5 protein-coding genes are annotated in these 18,774 nt (G+C 51.0%); all 5 read right to left on the bottom strand.

Annotation, left to right across the window (positions count from 1 at the left end; all coding sequences use genetic code 11):
- Positions 1-97: 97 nt before the first annotated feature.
- The 5 genes from pfaD to AC0VXX_RS11855 all read right to left on the bottom strand — a co-directional run bounded on the left by pfaD (position 98) and on the right by AC0VXX_RS11855 (position 18,632).
- A complete protein-coding gene (gene pfaD / locus AC0VXX_RS11875) occupies positions 98-1,720 on the bottom strand; it encodes an eicosapentaenoate synthase subunit PfaD (protein ID WP_475514412.1) in 1,623 nt (540 codons plus the stop codon).
- A gap of 91 nt (positions 1,721-1,811) precedes the next feature.
- A complete protein-coding gene (locus AC0VXX_RS11870) occupies positions 1,812-7,718 on the bottom strand; it encodes a hotdog fold thioesterase (RefSeq protein ID WP_475514411.1) in 5,907 nt (1,968 codons plus the stop codon).
- Positions 7,718-9,922 carry a PfaB family protein gene (locus AC0VXX_RS11865; RefSeq protein ID WP_475514410.1) on the bottom strand — a complete coding sequence of 735 codons (2,205 nt, stop codon included), beginning with the start codon at positions 9,920-9,922 and terminating at the stop codon, positions 7,718-7,720. The genes AC0VXX_RS11870 and AC0VXX_RS11865 overlap by 1 nt, the downstream gene beginning before the upstream one ends.
- Complete coding sequence (locus AC0VXX_RS11860) at positions 9,922-17,754, bottom strand: SDR family NAD(P)-dependent oxidoreductase (protein ID WP_475514409.1); 7,833 nt, start codon at positions 17,752-17,754, stop codon at positions 9,922-9,924. Before AC0VXX_RS11860 ends, AC0VXX_RS11865 begins: the two co-directional genes overlap by 1 nt.
- Positions 17,754-18,632 carry a transposase family protein gene (locus tag AC0VXX_RS11855; protein WP_475514408.1) on the bottom strand — a complete coding sequence of 293 codons (879 nt, stop codon included), beginning with the start codon at positions 18,630-18,632 and terminating at the stop codon, positions 17,754-17,756. Before AC0VXX_RS11855 ends, AC0VXX_RS11860 begins: the two co-directional genes overlap by 1 nt.
- Positions 18,633-18,774: the final 142 nt, after the last annotated feature.

Here is an 18,774-nt window from a genome sequence, read left to right as displayed (position 1 = left end):
AATAAAAAACCAGCTTAAGCTGGTTTTTGACTATCTATCGAACTCGCGGCTTGAACTCTAGTAGCTAGAGTTTGAAGCTAGAGTTTGAATTTAGCTCTTAGGCCATGCGCTCAACGGGTTTCCAGCGCAGTAGTTCACTAGGTAGTTTTATGCCTTGGGCGGTGATGCTGTTAATGCGATTGAGGTAAGCCGCGCCGTACATCAAGTGTTTCGCCAAATCCACCGCATTACGATTTTGGTAGTCATCTAAATAACTGCCTTTGGCCCACTGGTTAAAGGCGCCAAGTGCAGGACCTGCCCAAATTTGGTAATCCATCTCACGGCCAACTTCACCTGAGTTTGACCAGCGGCTCGACAGTCCTAAATACCAGCGGAAAATCAGTGCCATCTTACGTTTTGGGTTACCTTCGGCGCGTTCTATCTGCTTAGGATCGCGCTCATTAAAGTGGGCGACGGTGCCCGCCCAAATATCATCGAGACTTGAGCGAAACACCTGCTTCTCAAGCTTTTCACGCTCATCGGCGGGGATGGACTCAATGGCGTCATAACGGCTGTAGATCTCATACAGCTTGTTAGCGCGCATCGGAAATAGGGTGCCACGTTTAACCACCTGAAGCTTAACGCCCATCTCAAACATATCGGCGGCAGGCGCCATGGTGACATCGGCCATTTCTGTGGTCGCCAGCAGCTTGCGGGTATGCTCACTGGCGCCCGCTTCGATGCAGGCTTGGTTGATTGAGCCTGTCACGATATAAGCGGCGCCCATGTTAAAGGTCGCCAATGCCGCATCAGGGGTGCCCACTCCACCGCCACAACCCACGCGAAGTGGCGTTGGGTATTGGTACTTGGCTTGGATCTCCTCTTTTAGCGCTAGAATGGTGGGGAGCAGCGTAACCAAAGGACGGTTATCGGTATGGCCGCCAGAATCGGCTTCGGCAGTAATATCGTCAGCCATGGGGATCTGTTGGGCCATCTCCATCTGATCGACACTGATCAAACCCTCATCCACGAGTTTTTGTAGCATCTTCACGGGCGCAGGCATCATGAACTTTTCTGCCACTTCGGTGCGGCTCACTTTAGCGATCACCTTGTTGCCGATAACGATGTTGCCATGAGCGTCACGACTCAGACCTGCTGCGCGGTAGTAAACAATCTGTGGTGTGAGGCCTAAGAAAGCCGATGCTTCAACAGTGCGTACCTTATGCTTAAGAAACAGCTCGACGCTGCCACGCTCTAGGGCGGGTTCGCTTGGGCTATGAATAAGGTTAAACATGTAAGGGCCATTGGGCAGCGCGGCTTGAATGCGGTTAATGGCGGCCTCAACGCGGCTGGGTATGAGCCCTGCTGCGCCAAATGAGCACAGAATGCCCGCTTTACCTAAGGCGATAACCAGCTCTTCTGAGGAGATGCCGTTGGCCATCGCGCCAGCATAGTAAGCATATTTTACGCCGTGAACGCGGCGAAAATTACTGTCGCCAAGGCTTTCGGTGCCCAGTGCTGGGGTGAAAGCGCTCACTGGATGGCCTTGAGTGTTGTTAGTCGTCATTAGGCTGGCTTGTGTCGCGATGCCCACCCCTTTGTCGCTGTCATTGATGACATAACAGGCGCGGCTGAAATCTTTCAGCTGCGCGGCCATGGTTGTCGTATCAAAACGGATGTCGGCATCACTGACTTGCCAAGGCCATGGCGATAATTTGTCGCTGGTTGTGGTGGGATTCATTTAAATAAGACCCTTATCATTTTTTATGCTTTATTCGATTGTCTAACTTGAGGTATTGGCGGGTGGCCAAATACCTCAAGTGATCTATTTTTTACAAGGCTTCTTCGATACAGATAGCAATGTCGGTGACTTCGTAGATACGCAGCCCGTCTTTACTCAGGCTTGCGTTACCCGTGATCACCTTCTTGCCACCTTTATCTTTTATCGAGGTAATACTGACATCCATCGACATCTGCTTATTGAGTGGGTTGATCTGACCGCGATATTTCCACTTAATGTTTGACAAAATCTGGCCAAACTTAGGGTTTTTAAATCCAGCGCCCAAATCTTTACTGATGGCGTAAGTTTGCATGGTTTCGATAATGGCTTCAACGCCTAACGAACCTGGCATCACAGGATCTTGGTGGAAATGGAACTGGAAGAACCAGTCGCTAGGATCGATAGTGCGCTCAGCATAGAGATAGCCTAAGCCTTCGGTGCCGCCGTTATCGACAATCTCGACGCTATCGATAAAGTTGAGTTGTCCGCCAGCAAGGCGATAGTGAGGCTGATTGGCCGGCGCATTAAAGTGGCGCCCAGCTTTATCTAACAAATTCACTTTGGTGTCGGCACTAATGCCTTTGGCCACATGCCAAGGCTGAGTCACTTTGCCATTGTCTAAGCCCAGCTGGTCTTTAAGCGCATCGCCTTTGAAGTAGCCAAATACTGCGGTGCCGCGATAGAAGGGCTCACCGTCGGTGCTCAGCTCAAAACTAAAGCTTTGAATGATGTTGGTGCCAGCCATCACCGTCGACAACAGACGCGAGTCGTTGACAATGGTTTTACCGCGTAGGTCGACATCGCGCAGCAGTTCGCCACTACCATCTAGGTTGCGGAAAAACAGCTCAAGCCCCGGAAAGCCTAATGTGGTGCCCATGTAACCAGAGATGAAGCCATTAGGCTGCAAAGAGATCTCCATCAGCACCGAATAAGGCATGACAGCATGGTGGCTATTCTTATCGAAATACCACGCATCCGTTGGCACTTCATATTCGGCAATACAGCTTGACGGCTTTTTAAATTCCCCACGTTTACCGTTAACTTCTACTACGCGGGTGGTTAACTGCAGATCGCCGCACGGGGTACGTGGCGGGATCATTCCGCGATAAATTGAAAACTCAGAGCCAAAGCAGTTTTCAATATTGCCTGTGGCAAATTCAAATAGGTGGTACGGCGTAAACGGGACTGTGTCAGGCACGCGATTGGGATAATCAGGTGTGAGTGGTGCCTCTACATGTGACAGCGGGATCACGCCTTTGTTAGGCGCGGCGCTCAAATCAGGCACTTGTGCCATCAAGGGGGCGTTAATGGACGCACCTTGATAGCCCTTTTTAGCACTTGCTGAGTCAACCAGCACGGCATTGCTAAGCGTCAATGGGGCGTTATAGCGGGTGCACTCATCTTCCTCTTTGATCATCACGCCAAGATTTTGGAAATCCACCACCACTTTGCCATTAAGCAATATGTCGATGTTGGCTTTGGCATAAGGGCGCGGGCTGAAACCAATTTCGGTCACTTCCATACGGTAGGTGAGCTGGGCCGACTGCGGAATAACCTGACCACGGCAACGTACCTTTTGTGAGGCATTTTCAAGTGGTTGGAAACGACCATTTTTCGTCTGGGTGTGCATGCCTAAGTGCAGCATATAGAACTGCAGTAACTGGCCACAGCCTTCGGCCATCAAAGAGCCTGCCATCACTTGATCATCTTTAAAATGACAAGGGAAGTACCAATGATTAGGTTCAAGTTGCTTATGACCTTCAATCAACCCGAGCCCCCATGCGCCGCCCGTTCTGTCGACCTTACTGACTTGCTCGATCATCAAGAACTTCTCAGAGGCAAAACACAGTGACGGTTGAGGATGACCTGTGTGTGACGGGCCGAAGCAGCCTGCAATGTCGGCCGATAATAGCTTATGGATCGCGCCGTAATCGAACTGAGTTTGAGGGCAATCCAGTAACGGATTAAAGCGCTGCTTGATAGCGTTGTTGCGGGCTTTGATCTCATCTTCAGTGCGGATGACGCCTTTGCCGTCTGCCAGCTCTGCATCGGTAAAGAAACCCGCACAACCCCCGTCCATCTTGAGGATCATGGTATCGCCAACGAAACATTCATAAGAGAAGAAGAACAACAGGGTATCGCCGTTACGGGCGTAGTGGTTGATCTTAATATCGTATCTTAATGTGTCACCGCCCCGAGGCAGATCGCCTAAGAAGGTGAGCGTACAGTCGAGTAGGCGGTAGACGCGCTCGCCTTTGTTTTCAAAATCAATGCCTAAGTAGCTTATCAACATTAAGTCGCATTGACCCGATTCAACCGCAACCGCCCAAGGAATTTGGCCATCGACTAAGTAAGGGGCATCCTCTGGGATGTCATACTCAGTGGTCATTGAACTTGGCTTGTATTCATTAATGTTGGCGTCGAGTTTCGTCACCCGCGACACCAACAGATAGTCGGTGGTCGGTAGGCGAACGCGGCGCGAATAGTTATCGATAGGGGCATATTCTGGGCCAAATACTTTGGCAATATCGCCTTCGGCATACTCGACTAAATCATGGTAATCCCAGATGCATGGCTTGTGTGCTGGCACAGGGGCGCGGTAAGGCTCGACTTGGTCATGCTGTGGCTTAAGGGGTGCCTGAGTCATAGTTTGAGGCGTCGCTGCCAGCACTTGAGACGGCTCTTGAGTCCGAGCTTGCGACTGAGTCGGCGCTGTACCTATGGCTTGAGCAAGCTGCTGCTTGAGCAGTTGATCAGCCACTTTTAGGCCGGTTTCACGGCTCTTAAGGAAGGCAAGATGGGCCTGCTGCGCGAGCTGTTGGTTATGCTGAAATGCCGCTAACTCCCCTTGGGGCAGGTTTAAGTGGCTCGCATCAAATGCGCTGGGTGTTTTGCTTGTCATTATGTTCTGTGTACCTATTGCTGCTGCAATCTGGGCCGATGATGGCGCTGTGGTAGAAGAGGGTTTATTCGCTGACGGTTCACCATGTGGCAGTGGATAGCTGATCAGCGCAGGAGCACTTTCGCTTACCGGCGCGCCATGCGCTGCGGCCACTTTGGCTTTAATGGTCTCAAGCGCTGGCAGTGGCGCGTCGACAATATGAGCATAGATATCACGGCCACCTAAACGGACCTCTTTCACTAAGCTGCGCTCAGTGTGGGTGCCTAAAGTGTGGGCCAAGCGTTGAGTCAGGGCACTGCGCTGGGCAGCACTTTGACTGAGATGGGTGAGGGCGCACTGATTTTCGCTGACGTTGGCTATCACAGCATGTTGGCTTGCGCCTTGCGCACTTTGTTGATTGCTTTGTTGGCTGCATTGTTGATTGAGGCGCAACAGTCCATAGATAAGGCTGGTCATGCCTGCAGCGGCAAAGCTGTGTCCAAGTTGCTGCTGACCCTGCTCAAAACGCGCATGGGTTAAGGGTAAAGCCTGTTGCAACTGGCTTGACGTCAGTGCGCTGCCTGGCGCTATGCTCTGCTCGACTAAGCTTATCTGCTCGCCATGAGTCCCAGTGAGCGTGAGTAGCTCATCAATAATACGGCTAACCGTGCTGGTAGCGCCAAAGTTTAAACTCTCAATGGTGGCATAACTCTGTCTAGCTTGGGCTTGACGGGCTTGGCTTTGGTCGACTTGATTAAGCGGTTCGAGTACTAAAGCACCCGCGCCTTCAGCCAGTCTCCAACCTGCTTCGTTTGATGTAGCAGCCATTGGCGCTATGGCATTTTTAAGCATCACCTGCTCAATGCTGCCAGACAAGTCGACCGCGGCAATCACCACGGCATCGAGCTGTTCTTGCACCATCATATTTTCGGCCACATCGAGTGCGCGGCTCACCGATTGCTCACCGGCTGAGATGGTGAAGGCTGGGCCGTTAAAGTCCCACAGGGAAGCGATACGCGACGCCATGATGTTGCCAATAAAGCTGGTGTACTGGTTGAGCTTGGCGGCATCGAGGACGCTATCCATGGCGATGGTTTCAAGGGCTTGATATTCACTGTCTGTGAGTGTCACGCCCATGGTATCTAGGCTCTGTTTCAATTGAGTATGCAGATTGACGCGGCCGCGGAACTGGTGCAGTTCGAGCTCTGTCTCCATCGCCACTAACACCGCCACTTTTTGACCGGGTTTTAGCTTGGCGTCGCGAATGGCTTCATCGGTCACTTTCATCAACATCAGTTGCTGACAAATTAAGCGATCATCTTCATTCGGCGGCAGTTTAAAGCGTAAAAAGTCCAGCTCAAAACTGTCGACATAAGCCCCTTGTGGTACTCCATGTAACCCAAGCTTAGCCAGTTGCTCGGGGTGTTTATCTAACCCCTTCCAGCGCTTGGTGGGGAGCTCGATAAAGGCGTTTTTACCTTGGGTAACAAAGTCATTAAGTGCATTGATGGTGCTTAATGGGCCAAAGTGAGCGGCGATACCGCTGATGGCAAATTGGGGGCTGGAGCCATTGCTACAGATCTGTGTTTGACTTGGGGTTATGTCTGCAGCCTGAGTTGCCGCTTGAGGCGAAGGCACGTAAGGAGAAGGCTCGTAAGACTCTAATAACAGGTGAGCATTACAACCACCAAAACCAAATACCGACACGCCAGCAAGGCGGGTTTGATTATTGGCTTTTACCGGCCAAGGGGTGACTTGATTTGGCAAAGTATGAGAGCCAAACAGACCATTTGGCGAGCCGATTGCCTCACTGATATTGATACTGGGTGGCAATACACCTTGGCGCATGGCAAAGATCATCTTCATGATCCCAGGCATGCCAGCAGCCGTGAGTAGGTGGCCTAAGTTAGATTTTGCCGAGCCAATCATAGGTACGGCCGAGCCGTTAAGCCTTGGGGCAAAAAACTGCTCCATCGAGGCGAGTTCAACCTTATCGCCTAGTGGTGTGCCGGTGGCATGACATTCGATGACTTCGATGTTTTCTGGCTCAATATCGCTGTCACGATAGGCGCGTTCAAAGGCCTTAACTTGCCCTTTGCTGTTGGGGCTTAATACAAACTGGCCTTTACCATCGTTAGACAGGCCAATGCCGCTAACCACGGCGTAAATTTTGTCGCCATCGCGCTCGGCATCGTCGAGTCGTTTGAGCGCGAGTACGCCAGCACCTTCACCGGCGAACAAGCCTTTACTGTTTTTATCAAAGGGGGCTGAAAACCCATGATCTGGGTAGGCATGGAAAATGGAGAAGCCCATATTGATAAAGAAAGGATCGGCGCCCGATACGGCGCCTGCCAGCATTAAATCGGCTTTGCCCGTGGCTAAGTAATCACAGGCCAATTTTAGCGAGTAGACTGAGCTGGCGCAGGCCGCATCTAGGCTTAGTTGCACGCGACCGAGCCCCAGCGCATCGGCCACAACCTTTGAGGCGTTGTGGGCAATAGCGCCGTTGGCACAATCGATTGATGGTGAGTGCTGGGTTTGTCCGTTAAAGGGCTGCAAGCGAAAATCGCGGCTATCCAACTTGGTTTGCAGCGCCTTTTCGACCACATTGTGGTACAGCGGTAGAAACAGTTCGTTCGATTTGGCGGTGGGGAAGGAGAGCGTCCCCATGATAATGCCTGTACGCGAAAGAATAGCCGAGTCTAACGCTACGCCAGCATCGAGCAGCGCTTTGCGGCTGGTATCGAGTGCCCATTTGAAACTATCGTCTAAGCCATTTAGTTGTTCGCTAGGCAGTTGGTAGCCTGTGGTATCGAAGCTAAAGTCTTCGATATAGCCGCCTTTATCGCAATAAAATCGGTCAGATTGCCCCTGAACGCCTTGGTAGTCAGCGCTGTTAGCGCCCAGTTTCTCATTGCTGAGAATGGTTCTTGAGTCGCGTTTATCGAGCAAGTTTTGCCAAAATTGATCTGGCGTTTTGGCATCGGGATACAGTGTGGCCAGTCCGACGATAGCGATCTTAGTCGCTCTTTTAGGTGTTGGCGCAGACATTTGAGAAGGCACTTCGTTTGAAGGCATTAAGCTTCCCCTCTTGATAAGGTATTGGCGTCATCAGTGCTGTTTAGCTGCTGATGCAGTGCTAATTGACGCTTGAGTCCCAGTTGCAGCACCGTTAGGCTGACGGGGACACGATGGCTGATCAACTGTCCGATCGCCTTAAGCAGAGTCGCGATATCGCTACTCCCTTTGGCGTTTAGCGGTACGGTGCAGCATTGAGATGTATGGTTTGCCGATGGGGATAACAGATTATCGAGCCGTTGCTCTCTATCGCTGTTTTTCAATATTTTGTCGATAAGCGTGCAGTTTTGCCGATCGGCACCGATCTCGACAAAGAGCCTTGCGCCTTGGCGCGTAGCGCTCTGGACGAGGGCGGTAAAATCTAAGCTATGGCAGAAGGTATCGGCAATCGATGTCGCAATAAGCTTTGGACTCAACTGCCCCTGCTGATCGCCAACGCCTCTGTCTATCCCTTTGCCAGTATCGGCGGCGCTGATAAATGTCACCGGGTGATTAACCGCTTCAGCCATGATATTTTGCTCATAAAAAGCGATCACATTGTCATGCTGACTGAGCGCAGGTGAAGTGTGCATCGCAGTGACACGATTGGCAGCAATGCCGCGTTTACCTAGCTCCTTAAGCAGCTCTTGGCAGCTATGCTGACAGCCCGCAATCACGCAGGTATCACCTTGGGTAATGGCCAAGTAAACCCTAGGGTAACGGTCGAGCAGAGTGGTTATTGGCTCAGGCGCACTGCGCACCACAAAGCTGTTCCACTCAATCGGCTCATCAAGGGTAAGTTGCCATGCTTGACGCACCGCGGTGAGATCACCCGATATTACTGAGGTAAATAGCGGATCGCTTTTGGTTTTATCGATCAATAGATGAGGCTGTTGCCATACATCGAGGCTAGCCCACATGGAGGCTTCTCCCATGGAGTAACCTAGGGCATATTGTGGCTTAACATCAAACTCATCCATCAATAGTTTGCTCAGCAGATAACTCGCCCCTACGCCAGCAATCGCCATATCGCCCAGTGACATCTGCTCCGTCACCTGTTTGTCGCTATGATAGATCGCATCAGCCTGCAGCATGGCTTTGAGATCGCCTTGCTGCTCCAAGCGGGCAAATAGCGCAGGGAAATAGTGATGCAGTTCGCTGAGCATGTCGTGATAGACAGTGCCAACACCGGGATAAACAAAGGCCAGATGCGATTGTCCAAGGGGCGCCGCAGTAAAATAGCTGCCGGCTGGGGTTTTATATTGCCCCTTTTCTTTAAACACACGGCTGAGCGCATCACTCATCGAGGCTATCTCTTGTGCTAGCGATTCGATGTTGCTTGCTTGCAGTGTCAGCGCAAAACGTGGGCTGGTGCTTAGCTCAAACTGATGTAAATTTTGCTGCATTAACGCCAGCAAAGCTGAGCTCATTTTTGAGTCATCAGCCATCATCTTAATGCTATCTAGTTTAGCCGCTAGCGCCCATAAGCCTTGGTTTAACTCAGCTTCACTGGTGCCAGAAATTATGAAGAATAAGCGATCAGCATTCAGCAAGGATCTTGCCTTTAAGCGCCCAGTACCTTGGGTGAGTACCATGGTGACATGGCTCATTGGCTCATTTTCAGGTTTAAGCTGCAAATTTAATGTGGCAACCCGTGCTTGATAACGCTCAGTAAACCAGTAATGGCGGGAGTTATCGTCACGGGTGATGGTGCGCTGGGCAATATCGTTAATCAGTTGGCAAAGTGCGTCAAATGCCACTTGGCTGTTATCGAGCTGCCGATGCCTTTGCTCACTATCAATAACGAGGCTACGCTGACAGTTAACCTTTGCCAAATCGCGCTTTGCTTGCCCTAGGGCTTTAACCGATGCGCCTTGAGCCGTTTGGTCGTATTGCATCCCTGCGAGGTACGCGTGCGGATGCAACTTACGCTGGGCGGCCATGAGCGCGGGCATTAATAACAAGGTGCTTTGTTTCGATTCAATGGTGACGACTTCGCCTGCGGCCACAAGATTGAGTGCCATCTCAAGATCTGTTGTGAACTGGGCTAGTTCAATCACTAGTGGTGAGTCATTAGCTAACTCATCACTTAGCCCATTGAGCGATGCATCACCTTTATTAAGCACGAGCGCGGCGACGCGCAGTGGCGTCGCCTCATCTTGGTTTAGCTCACTATCACTTTGGGTTACGCTCCCATTATTGAGTGCGCCATTATCGAGTGCCACTATGCATGATCCTCTTTAATGTGTTGGTCGTTAACAAATGCACTATTTAGGTTTTTACTAATGGTCACTTTGGCTGATGTCATCGCGCAGCTGAATTCACCATTTTGATGATATAGGGCGACATTGGCGACGAGCTGTCGACCACTGGTTTTTACAACTGTTAGTTCGATATAACCCTGCTCGCCAAAGCCCATAGGTTGCACACTGACGAACTCGCCAATGGTCGAGGGTAGGCTGGCCGCGCCATAGGTTAACCTTGCCCACACTAGCATCGCTTGCAGTAACAGATCTTCCGCAAATGGCTGACATCCTTTAGCGACCAAACTTGGGGCGAAATCACCACAATCTTGTTGGTCGACAGTAGGTAGCTTGCAGCTCACCACTAAGCCTTGCTCACTAAAGCGCAGTACCTTATCTAAGCCTTGTAAACGCGGGCCATGAAATAGGGTACCGTCGGTGTAAAGCGCAGCTTTGTCGGTCACTGGCGTGACTAGGCTAAGTTCATCAAACTGCTTAGTGCTATGTTGCATGTCGCCTATTTTTACCAAGCGTGCTTGGTACTGAGGCCGCCCTTCACAGCTGATCAACGCCTTAATGCCTTTGAGTGCACCCGCTTCATATTGCGGGGTTAAGCTCATCACTAAGGTTTGACTATCACTTGAATCGAACACTATGCCTTTGAGCAACTTATAGTCTTGCACCATGAGCGTTAGCCCATACTGTTCAAGCGCCGCTTCGCGCATCCATTGGATAGCGCAAACGGTAGGCAATACGGGATTGCCACCAATGCGGTGATCTTGAACAAAGGTCAATGCATCAGGTTTTAGCACTCGCTTAAGTGTCACTTCAGTCAATGTTGTGACGTCACGCTGCGGGCGCTGTGCAGGTTGCACCTCACCCGCATTAGGCTTTTTTACCGTCGCTTCCTTAGCGGTTGTGTCACTTTTGCTGTTGCCCTGCATATCGGTGCCAACGAGCAGTTGTACGCCACTCTCTGTGAGTAGTTGGGTCGCAAATAGCTCAGCGCCTGCTTGCAGTGGGATCACATACACGCCTCGGTCAGTAAACATCTTTTTCAGCGCTGGGTTAACCATACCGCCGTCCCAAGGTCCCCAGTTAAAGCTCATCACTTTAGCGTTAGGGTGCTTAGCTGAGAGCTGCAGTGCCGCTTTGTTCAAAATGTCGTTCGACATGGCGTAGTCGCTTTGGCCGGTATTGCCATAGAAACCCGCTGCCGATGAGAACATGGCAACCAGTTTTAACTGGCTGGTATCGATGACAGAAAGTAGCGCCTTAAGGCCGTTGACCTTGGTGCCATAAACCCGTGCCAGTTCATCTAAGGTTTTGTCTTGAATATGTTTGTCAGCCAAAACGCCAGCGCCATGGATAAGACCTGTGATTGGCGTTATTTGGGTAATGGCGCTCAGCGCACCATTTACCGAATCAGCATTGCTAACATCCATACAGATGTATTCGGCGCTAGCGCCTACTGCGTTAAACGCATCCAGTGCCGCATTGATCTCTAGGCTGCTCTGCACTGGCCACACGAGTGCATCCACTTGTTTAGGCGTTGGTTTCTCACCCGAGGCAATGATGTGGGCAATGGCCGCTGACTTGAGCTCGCTTGCAGCTTTACCTTGCGCCCAGCTTGGCAGGTTATTGAGGCTCACATGTTGGCTACGACCGGCTAAGATAAAGTGTGACTGACAACGCTTAGCTAGGGCTAGGGCACACTCAAAGGTCACGCCTTTTGCTCCCCCGGTCACCAGTATTTTATCTGCGCTGTTTAGGTCGCTTTTCGCTGTTTTTACGTTCGCATCGCCTGCAATTAAGGCTGTGCGCTGCACGTTACCTTGATCATTCAGGCTTAAACCCACTTCGCTGCGCGTGGCATTGCTATCAAATAATTCGTTAGCGATGGCATCACTTAAACGACTGGCATCCAGCGTCGGTGCGATATCTAATGCACGGCAAAATACGCTTGGCCACTCGTGGCTTAAGGTCTTAGTGAGCCCAGCCAGTGCTGCTTGGTTAAGCTCTGCGGTTTTTAGCTGCTCAGCGTCTAAATAACCGAAGCCACCGTCGATGCGACTCACTGTGATGAACGCACGTCGCGCGCCTGTGTCCTGGGTTAATTTTGGTTGCAACAGTTTGGCCCACAGGAAGGCTTGGCTCAAGTGATTGAAACTGTCGTCGCTAAGTTGCACGCCGTTATTATTCGCTACTTGCGCCTGTTGCGGCTGCAAGTGAATAAAGCCACCGATAACGCCTAGCTGCTGTTCAATCTGCTTGATCACGGCTGCGATGCCAGTTTCATCGGCACTGTTAGCTTGAAAGCTTTTGATATCACTGTTTAGCGGTGACTGTGGTTGACCTTTTGGTAAACGCACAACGGCAACTCGTAAGCCCTGTTTAACCAGTTTCTCGGCGAGTACACCCGCATTGTGACCATCATCCTTGAGCACAATGTTGGTGTTAGCGGCGAAACAGTTATTAACTAACTCCGCCGCATCAAGCTTTTTTAGCGCTACCTCGCTATGAGGTGGCAGTTCAACACTGGGCTCACTTGAGATCGCAGCAGGCTTGTCATTTAAGGGCTCTGACATTACAGGCGCAGCGGCTGACGATGCAGCGCCGAGTTTGCTGTTCATAGAGCCTTCAGCGGGTAGTTTGCTGTTCATATAGTTAACGATTTCACCTAAGGTGCGACACTCGGCCAAGTCTTCAGGATTTAGCTCTGGCAAACCCGGTAGCTCATCTTGCACTGTGCCTAAAATTTCCACGCGCTTGATAGAGTCGATGCCTAAGTCGGCTTCCATATCCATCTCGAGGGCGAGCATCTCTGTTGGGTAACCGGTTTTCTCGGCGACCACGTTCATCATGGTGCTCTGCACTTGCGCGTTAGTCAGGCCGCTTTGAGTAGCTGGCTCGACATTTACCTGTGCGTTTACTGCAACTGGCGCCGTGGCAACCGCTGGTAGCTTACTGTTCATGTAGCTAACAATTTCACCTAAGGTGCGACACTCGGCTAAGTCTTCAGGATTTAGCTCTGGCAAACCCGGTAGCTCATCTTGCACTGTGCCTAAAATTTCCACGCGCTTGATAGAGTCGATGCCTAAGTCGGCTTCCATATCCATGCTCAGTTCAAGCATCTCAGTGGGGTAACCGGTTTTTTCGGCCACCACACTCATCATGGTGCTCTGCACTTGCGCGTTAGTCAGGCCGCTTTGAGTCGCTGTATTAGCGACTGGTGCGTTTGCGGCCACTGGCGCAGTGGCAACCACTGGCAGTTTGCTGTTCATGTAGCTAACAATTTCACCTAAGGTGCGACACTCGGCTAAGTCTTCAGGATTTAGCTCTGGCAAACCTGGTAGCTCATCTTGCACTGTGCCTAAAATTTCCACGCGCTTGATAGAGTCGATGCCTAAGTCGGCTTCCATATCCATCTCAAGTTCAAGCATCTCAGTTGGGTAACCGGTTTTCTCGGCCACCACACTCATCATGGTGCTCTGCACTTGCGCGTTAGTCAGACCGCTTTGAACAGGCGCAGCAGTCGTGGCAGGAGTGAGGGCAGCTGGCGCATTTGCAGCAACGGGCGCAGCGGCTGTCGCTGGTAACTTGCTGTTCATGTAAGCAACGATTTCACCTAAGGTGCGACACTCGGCTAAGTCTTCTGGGCTGAGCTCTGGTAAACCTGGTAGCTCATCTTGCACTGTGCCTAAAATTTCGACGCGCTTGATAGAGTCGATGCCTAAGTCGGCTTCCATATCCATCTCAAGCTCAAGCATCTCAGTTGGGTAACCGGTTTTCTCGGCTACCACGTTCATCATGGTGCTATGCACTTGCTCGTTAGTTAGACCGCTTGGAGCCGACGCGCTTGTTGTAACGGGTGCACTGCCAACGGCTGGCAGTTTACTGTTCATGTAAGCAACGATTTCACCTAAGGTGCGACACTCAGCTAAGTCTTCTGGGCTGAGCTCTGGCAAACCTGGTAGCTCATCTTGCACTGTGCCTAAAATTTCAACGCGCTTGATAGAGTCGATGCCTAAGTCGGCTTCCATATCCATCTCAAGTTCAAGCATCTCGGTTGGGTAACCGGTTTTTTCAGCCACTACCGACATCATGGTCGCTTGCACTTTATCAGCAGAAAGCGCGTTGCTTGGCGCTGGTTCAACGACTGGGCTTGCAACAACTGGCGTTATAACGGCTGGTGCAGTAACTGCCACGACAGGCGCTACAGCTTTTGGTGCTACCGCAGGGGCAACGGTAGGTGCAGCCTTTGTCATTGAGGTTGCCGCAGTGCTAGCCAATGGTGCAGCGGTAACGACTGGGGCTGACTGGGTTGGCGCTGCTTGTACTGGCGCTGGCGGAGTTGTAGCGATTGCACCATGATTTAACAGTTCAAGCGCAGCAGTACTGCTTTGTGCTTGCAGTTCAAGGAACTGTGTATGGCTTTGCAGCGTTTGCGCCTGATGCTGGTGGAACTGCTCCATTGAGCGTTGCAGACTTTCTGGAATAGTCATTCCAGAGGCTGCCATCTGTGCTTGCGCGGTCATCAAGCTAGTGAAGGTTTCACCATATTGCTGAGGAATTGACAGGAACTGCTGATGCAATGCCGCCGCTTGGCTTTGGGCTGCAAAGAACTGGCTTAGGGCATCGTTGCTCACTGGCGTGGCCATGGTGGTAGCCATTTTGGGCGCAGCCGCTTGTGCTGGGGTATTGTTTACAGGCGAACGGTTTACCGCGCCGTTGTTTTCTACGACTTTTTCCACAACTTTCTCAACTTCCACAATCTTCTCTACTTCTACAATCTTCTCTACTTCTACAATTTTCTCGACTTCGACCACTTTCTCAACTTCAACTAATTTTTCAACTATTTGACTCGAGATCGCACCTGTCTGTAACGATTTGGCCATCTTAGCCTGAGTTGCTGGGCTAATATGATTGGTCGCTGTCAGCTTGATGTTCATTGCCGATGGCTGCTCTTCGGCCGCTATTGGCGCCGCATAAGGATCGAGGTTTTCTAATGCAATACCATTAACAGCTAGTTGAACTGCCGCTTGACGCAGTTGCAGATCGCTATTGCCTTTAGGATTTGGGTTGATGCTGACAGTGCACAGTTCGCTCATCTTGTCGCTAAGGGTGTTTTCAACCAATTTTTGTAAGATGTTTTTAGGACCGAACTCAACAAATACACGGGCACCCGCATCATACATGGCTTGCAACTGCTCGCTAAAACGAACCGATTGCAGCATATGTTGCTTAAACTCGCTCTTAATGGTCTTCGCGGCCGAGTTATACTGTTGGCCTGTGGCATTTGAGTAGATCGGGCGTTGTGGCTTAGTGAATTTCGCCGCATCGATAGCCTTAGCAAACGGAGCTTGAGCATGGCCAACCAATGGCGTATGGAACGCACCCGAAACCGGCAGTGAGATCGCTTTAAAGCCGATGTCACTTAAGGCTTTTGCTGCCTCTGAAGTTGCGGCGGTAGGGCCTGCAATCACTAGCTGAGTTGGCGCGTTGTAGTTTGCCACTTTTACGCCATCAAATTTGGCGATAGTTGATTCAAGTAATTCAAGATCACTGGCAGCTTTGGTGATAATGGCATACATTGCGCCGCTATCCACACCGTCATCAAGCTTAGTCGCCATGGCATCGCCGCGGGCAAAGGTGAGCTTGTAGTAATCGTCACTGCTGATAACCCCTGCGGCACAAAGCGCACTGAGTTCACCAAAGCTGTGGCCAGCGACCATGTCAGCTTCAAAACCTGCGGCGGTCAGTAACGCGTATTGGCCCATTGAGATGGCACCAATCGCACTTTGTGCGTTAGCTGTGTTGGTCAGTAGCGCGGCTTGGGCTTGTTGATCTGCACTGTTAAATACTGGGATTGGGTAAACCACCTGAGACAATGGTGTCTTGTTGTGGGCATCAAACACCTTGTCAGCGCGTACAAATTGCTGGCGTATCTCTGGGAAGTGGCAAGCGAGTTCACGGCCCATATTGAGGTACTGTGAGCCTTGCCCTGCAAAGAGGGCGGCCACTTTACCCTCTGTCATTGCTGCGGCGCGGTAATGAATACCACCTGGCAGTGACCAGTGAGCCTCGTCACTAGATTGCAGCTTGGTTAGCGCCTGATTTATCAGCTTAATGAGCTCGTCATTGCTGCTAGCGACCAAGCCTAGGCGCGGGGCATTAGCCTCAAGTTTTCGTAGACCATAACCGCTGGCGATGTCGGTTAGGCGAGTGCCATTGTTGGCGGCGCTGAGGGCGCTATTGAGGCTTGCGATTAACTCAGCGTTATTCGTGCCACTAAATAGCAGGCTTTGAGCAACGCTGCGCTGACGGTATTGGGTCAGCTGGCTATCGGTACGCGCATGTTCACTGTTGTACTCTTCCAATACAAAGTGGAAGTTAGTGCCGCCAAAACCAAATGAGCTGATCCCCGCGCGGCGCGGCGTGCCATCGGGACGAGGCAGCCAAGGGCGAGTTTCAGTGTTTAAGTAAAACGGTGAGTTTTCGATATCCAGTTTTGGATTTGGCTCGCTGACATTAATGGTAGCTGGCAACACCTTGTGGTGCAGCGCTAGTGCCGCCTTGATCAACCCTGCGGTTCCCGCGGTTGATTTGGTGTGACCGATTTGCGATTTTACCGAACCCAGCGCGATATGTTGTTTGCTGTCATTGTCCTCTGCAAATACTGAGCTTAAGCCCCTAAATTCGGCCGCATCACCGGCGGCTGTGCCCGTGCCGTGCGCTTCGATAAGCCCAAGAGTGTGGGGCGCAAAGCCTGCGTCATCATAGGCGCGTTTAAGTGCCTTAGCTTGACCTTCAGGGCGCGGTGCATAGATAGACTTAAATTTGCCGTCTGACGATGCACCTATGCCTTTGATCACTGAATAGATACGATCGCCGTCACGCTCCGCATCCTCAAGACGCTTAAGCGCTATCATGCCGATGCCTTCGCCAATCATCATCCCTTTAGAGTCGATATCAAAGGGCTGAATGGTTTCATTGGTGGTAAAGGCGGGGGTCTTTGAGAAGCTCATATACATCGAAGGAGAGTTGTCGGTACACACACCACCTGTGATCATCATCTCTGAGCGGCCTTCAACGAGCTCACTCAGCGCCATACGCATAGCGGCTAATGAACCAGCACACGCGGCGTCGACAACACAGTTCATACCACCTAGGTCGAAACGGTTGGCAATACGGCCTGCAATCACGTTACCTAAGGAACCAGGGAATGAGTTCTCTTCCCAGTGGATATACTGGTCTTGGAATTTCTTGATCAGCATTTCACTGTCTGCATCGCTGATACCGCTGTTTTTGAATACTTTTTTAAGTACAGGGTATTGCAAGCGTGCATTGAGACTTTGACTGATCTTTTGACCGCCGCCGACCCCAAGGGTGATCCCGATTTTGTCACGATCATAATCGGCTGGCAGATTGGCATCGGCTAAGACTTCTTTGGCGACGATGAGTGACAATAACTGCGAGGTATCGGTTAACTCGAGGATATTTGGCGGTAGGCCAAACTCCATTGGGTTGAAGTTGACTTCTGGCATAAAGCCGCCGCGCTTACAGTAACTTTTGTCGGGCGCACTCTTATTGGTGTCAAAGTAGTCTTCGCTGTTCCAATGGGTGTCTGGCACTTCCGTTATCGCATCAATTTTCTCACTGATTAAGTCCCAAAACTTGTTCAGGTAGCGAGAGTTGGCAAAGATGCTGGCCATGCCAACGATGGCAATTGGCATATCTTTCAGTCGCTTATTGAGGCGTGTGTCACGCTGCTCAGCGGCTTGTTCGGCTGTAGGTTTAGCGGTCTGGCTCATTATGAGTCTCCAGTAGATGCCTGAGTGTCAGGCGTCTTGTTGTGAATGTCAGCGTCTGTGTGTGTGCCATGAGTGAGCTTGGCACCAGGGAATCGCTGTAAAAATAGGTGATAGTTGCGTACTAATAACTTACGCAAATGAAACGGCCCATGTTGTAATACGTGGGCGATATAGCGTCTTGTGGCTTGGGTATTGCCATCTTGGTATATGTCTAAATAGATCCAGTCACTGTGAGGGTCGATACCCAGTAGCACAGAGCTAGGGGTGGAGTCGGTTAGTTGTGGCGGAATGGTCAATGATGCGACTTGTACCACAGTGTCGCCATCGGCCTTGGGCAGCGCCAAGGTATTGGCTAATGTTTCAGGGTTTAGCGTATAAGTGGCGATATTGCTCCCCTGAGCGATAGGCAACTGATTAAAGTAGCGCTCAGGCACGTTAGGGCTTTCAATATCGCTAACACGGGAAACACCATAACGCTTGAGGCAGCGAGCGAGCCCAGAGCGTGACACATTAGGGTTAATAAACTGCTGCGTCACCTCTAATAACCTGTCGAGCGGCATCTTTAATTGGTAGCGCAGCCCAACCACCACATACTCTTGCATGGGCGTTAAGGTGGTATTGAGATGATGGGGTGTATTAGGCGTGTTATTGACCGAATCACGTTTACGCCACTTGCGTACCGTGGCTTCGCTAATATTGAGCACTTTTGCCAGCTGACTTACTGGCAGATCAGAGCCTTGAATGAAGCGGCGCATCTCGGGCGTCGTCGTAGCATTTTTATGGCTTAACTCACTTAATCTGCTGGCCTCAAGGCGTACAGGGCGCGCTGGTAACCTTTCATCTATCACAAGCGGGTTTTCATCCTGAGGTTCAACCATAGGCTCAGTTAAATTCCATTAATAATCAGTTGGGACAACCACCAAATCTTTGCGTACTGATGCCGAAACAACGACACCCTAGGTCACATATTTATCGATGATTCATCATTATTTGCCAGCAGACTACAGTAGGTTTACGGTC

This window comes from Shewanella sp. QJM3NY_23 (genome assembly GCF_056173105.1).
The sequence above is the reverse complement of the archived record's forward strand: the minus strand, read 5'-3'. Positions and strand labels throughout refer to the sequence as shown.

Excerpts from the sequence above, each read along its gene's own strand:
- pfaD (WP_475514412.1), bottom strand. The coding sequence starts at position 1,720 with ATGAATCCCACCACAACCAGCGACAAATTATCGCCATGGCCTTGGCAA.
- AC0VXX_RS11870 (WP_475514411.1), bottom strand. The coding sequence starts at position 7,718 with ATGCCTTCAAACGAAGTGCCTTCTCAAATGTCTGCGCCAACACCTAAA.
- AC0VXX_RS11860 (WP_475514409.1), bottom strand. The coding sequence starts at position 17,754 with ATGAGCCAGACCGCTAAACCTACAGCCGAACAAGCCGCTGAGCAGCGT.
- AC0VXX_RS11855 (WP_475514408.1), bottom strand. The coding sequence starts at position 18,632 with ATGGTTGAACCTCAGGATGAAAACCCGCTTGTGATAGATGAAAGGTTA.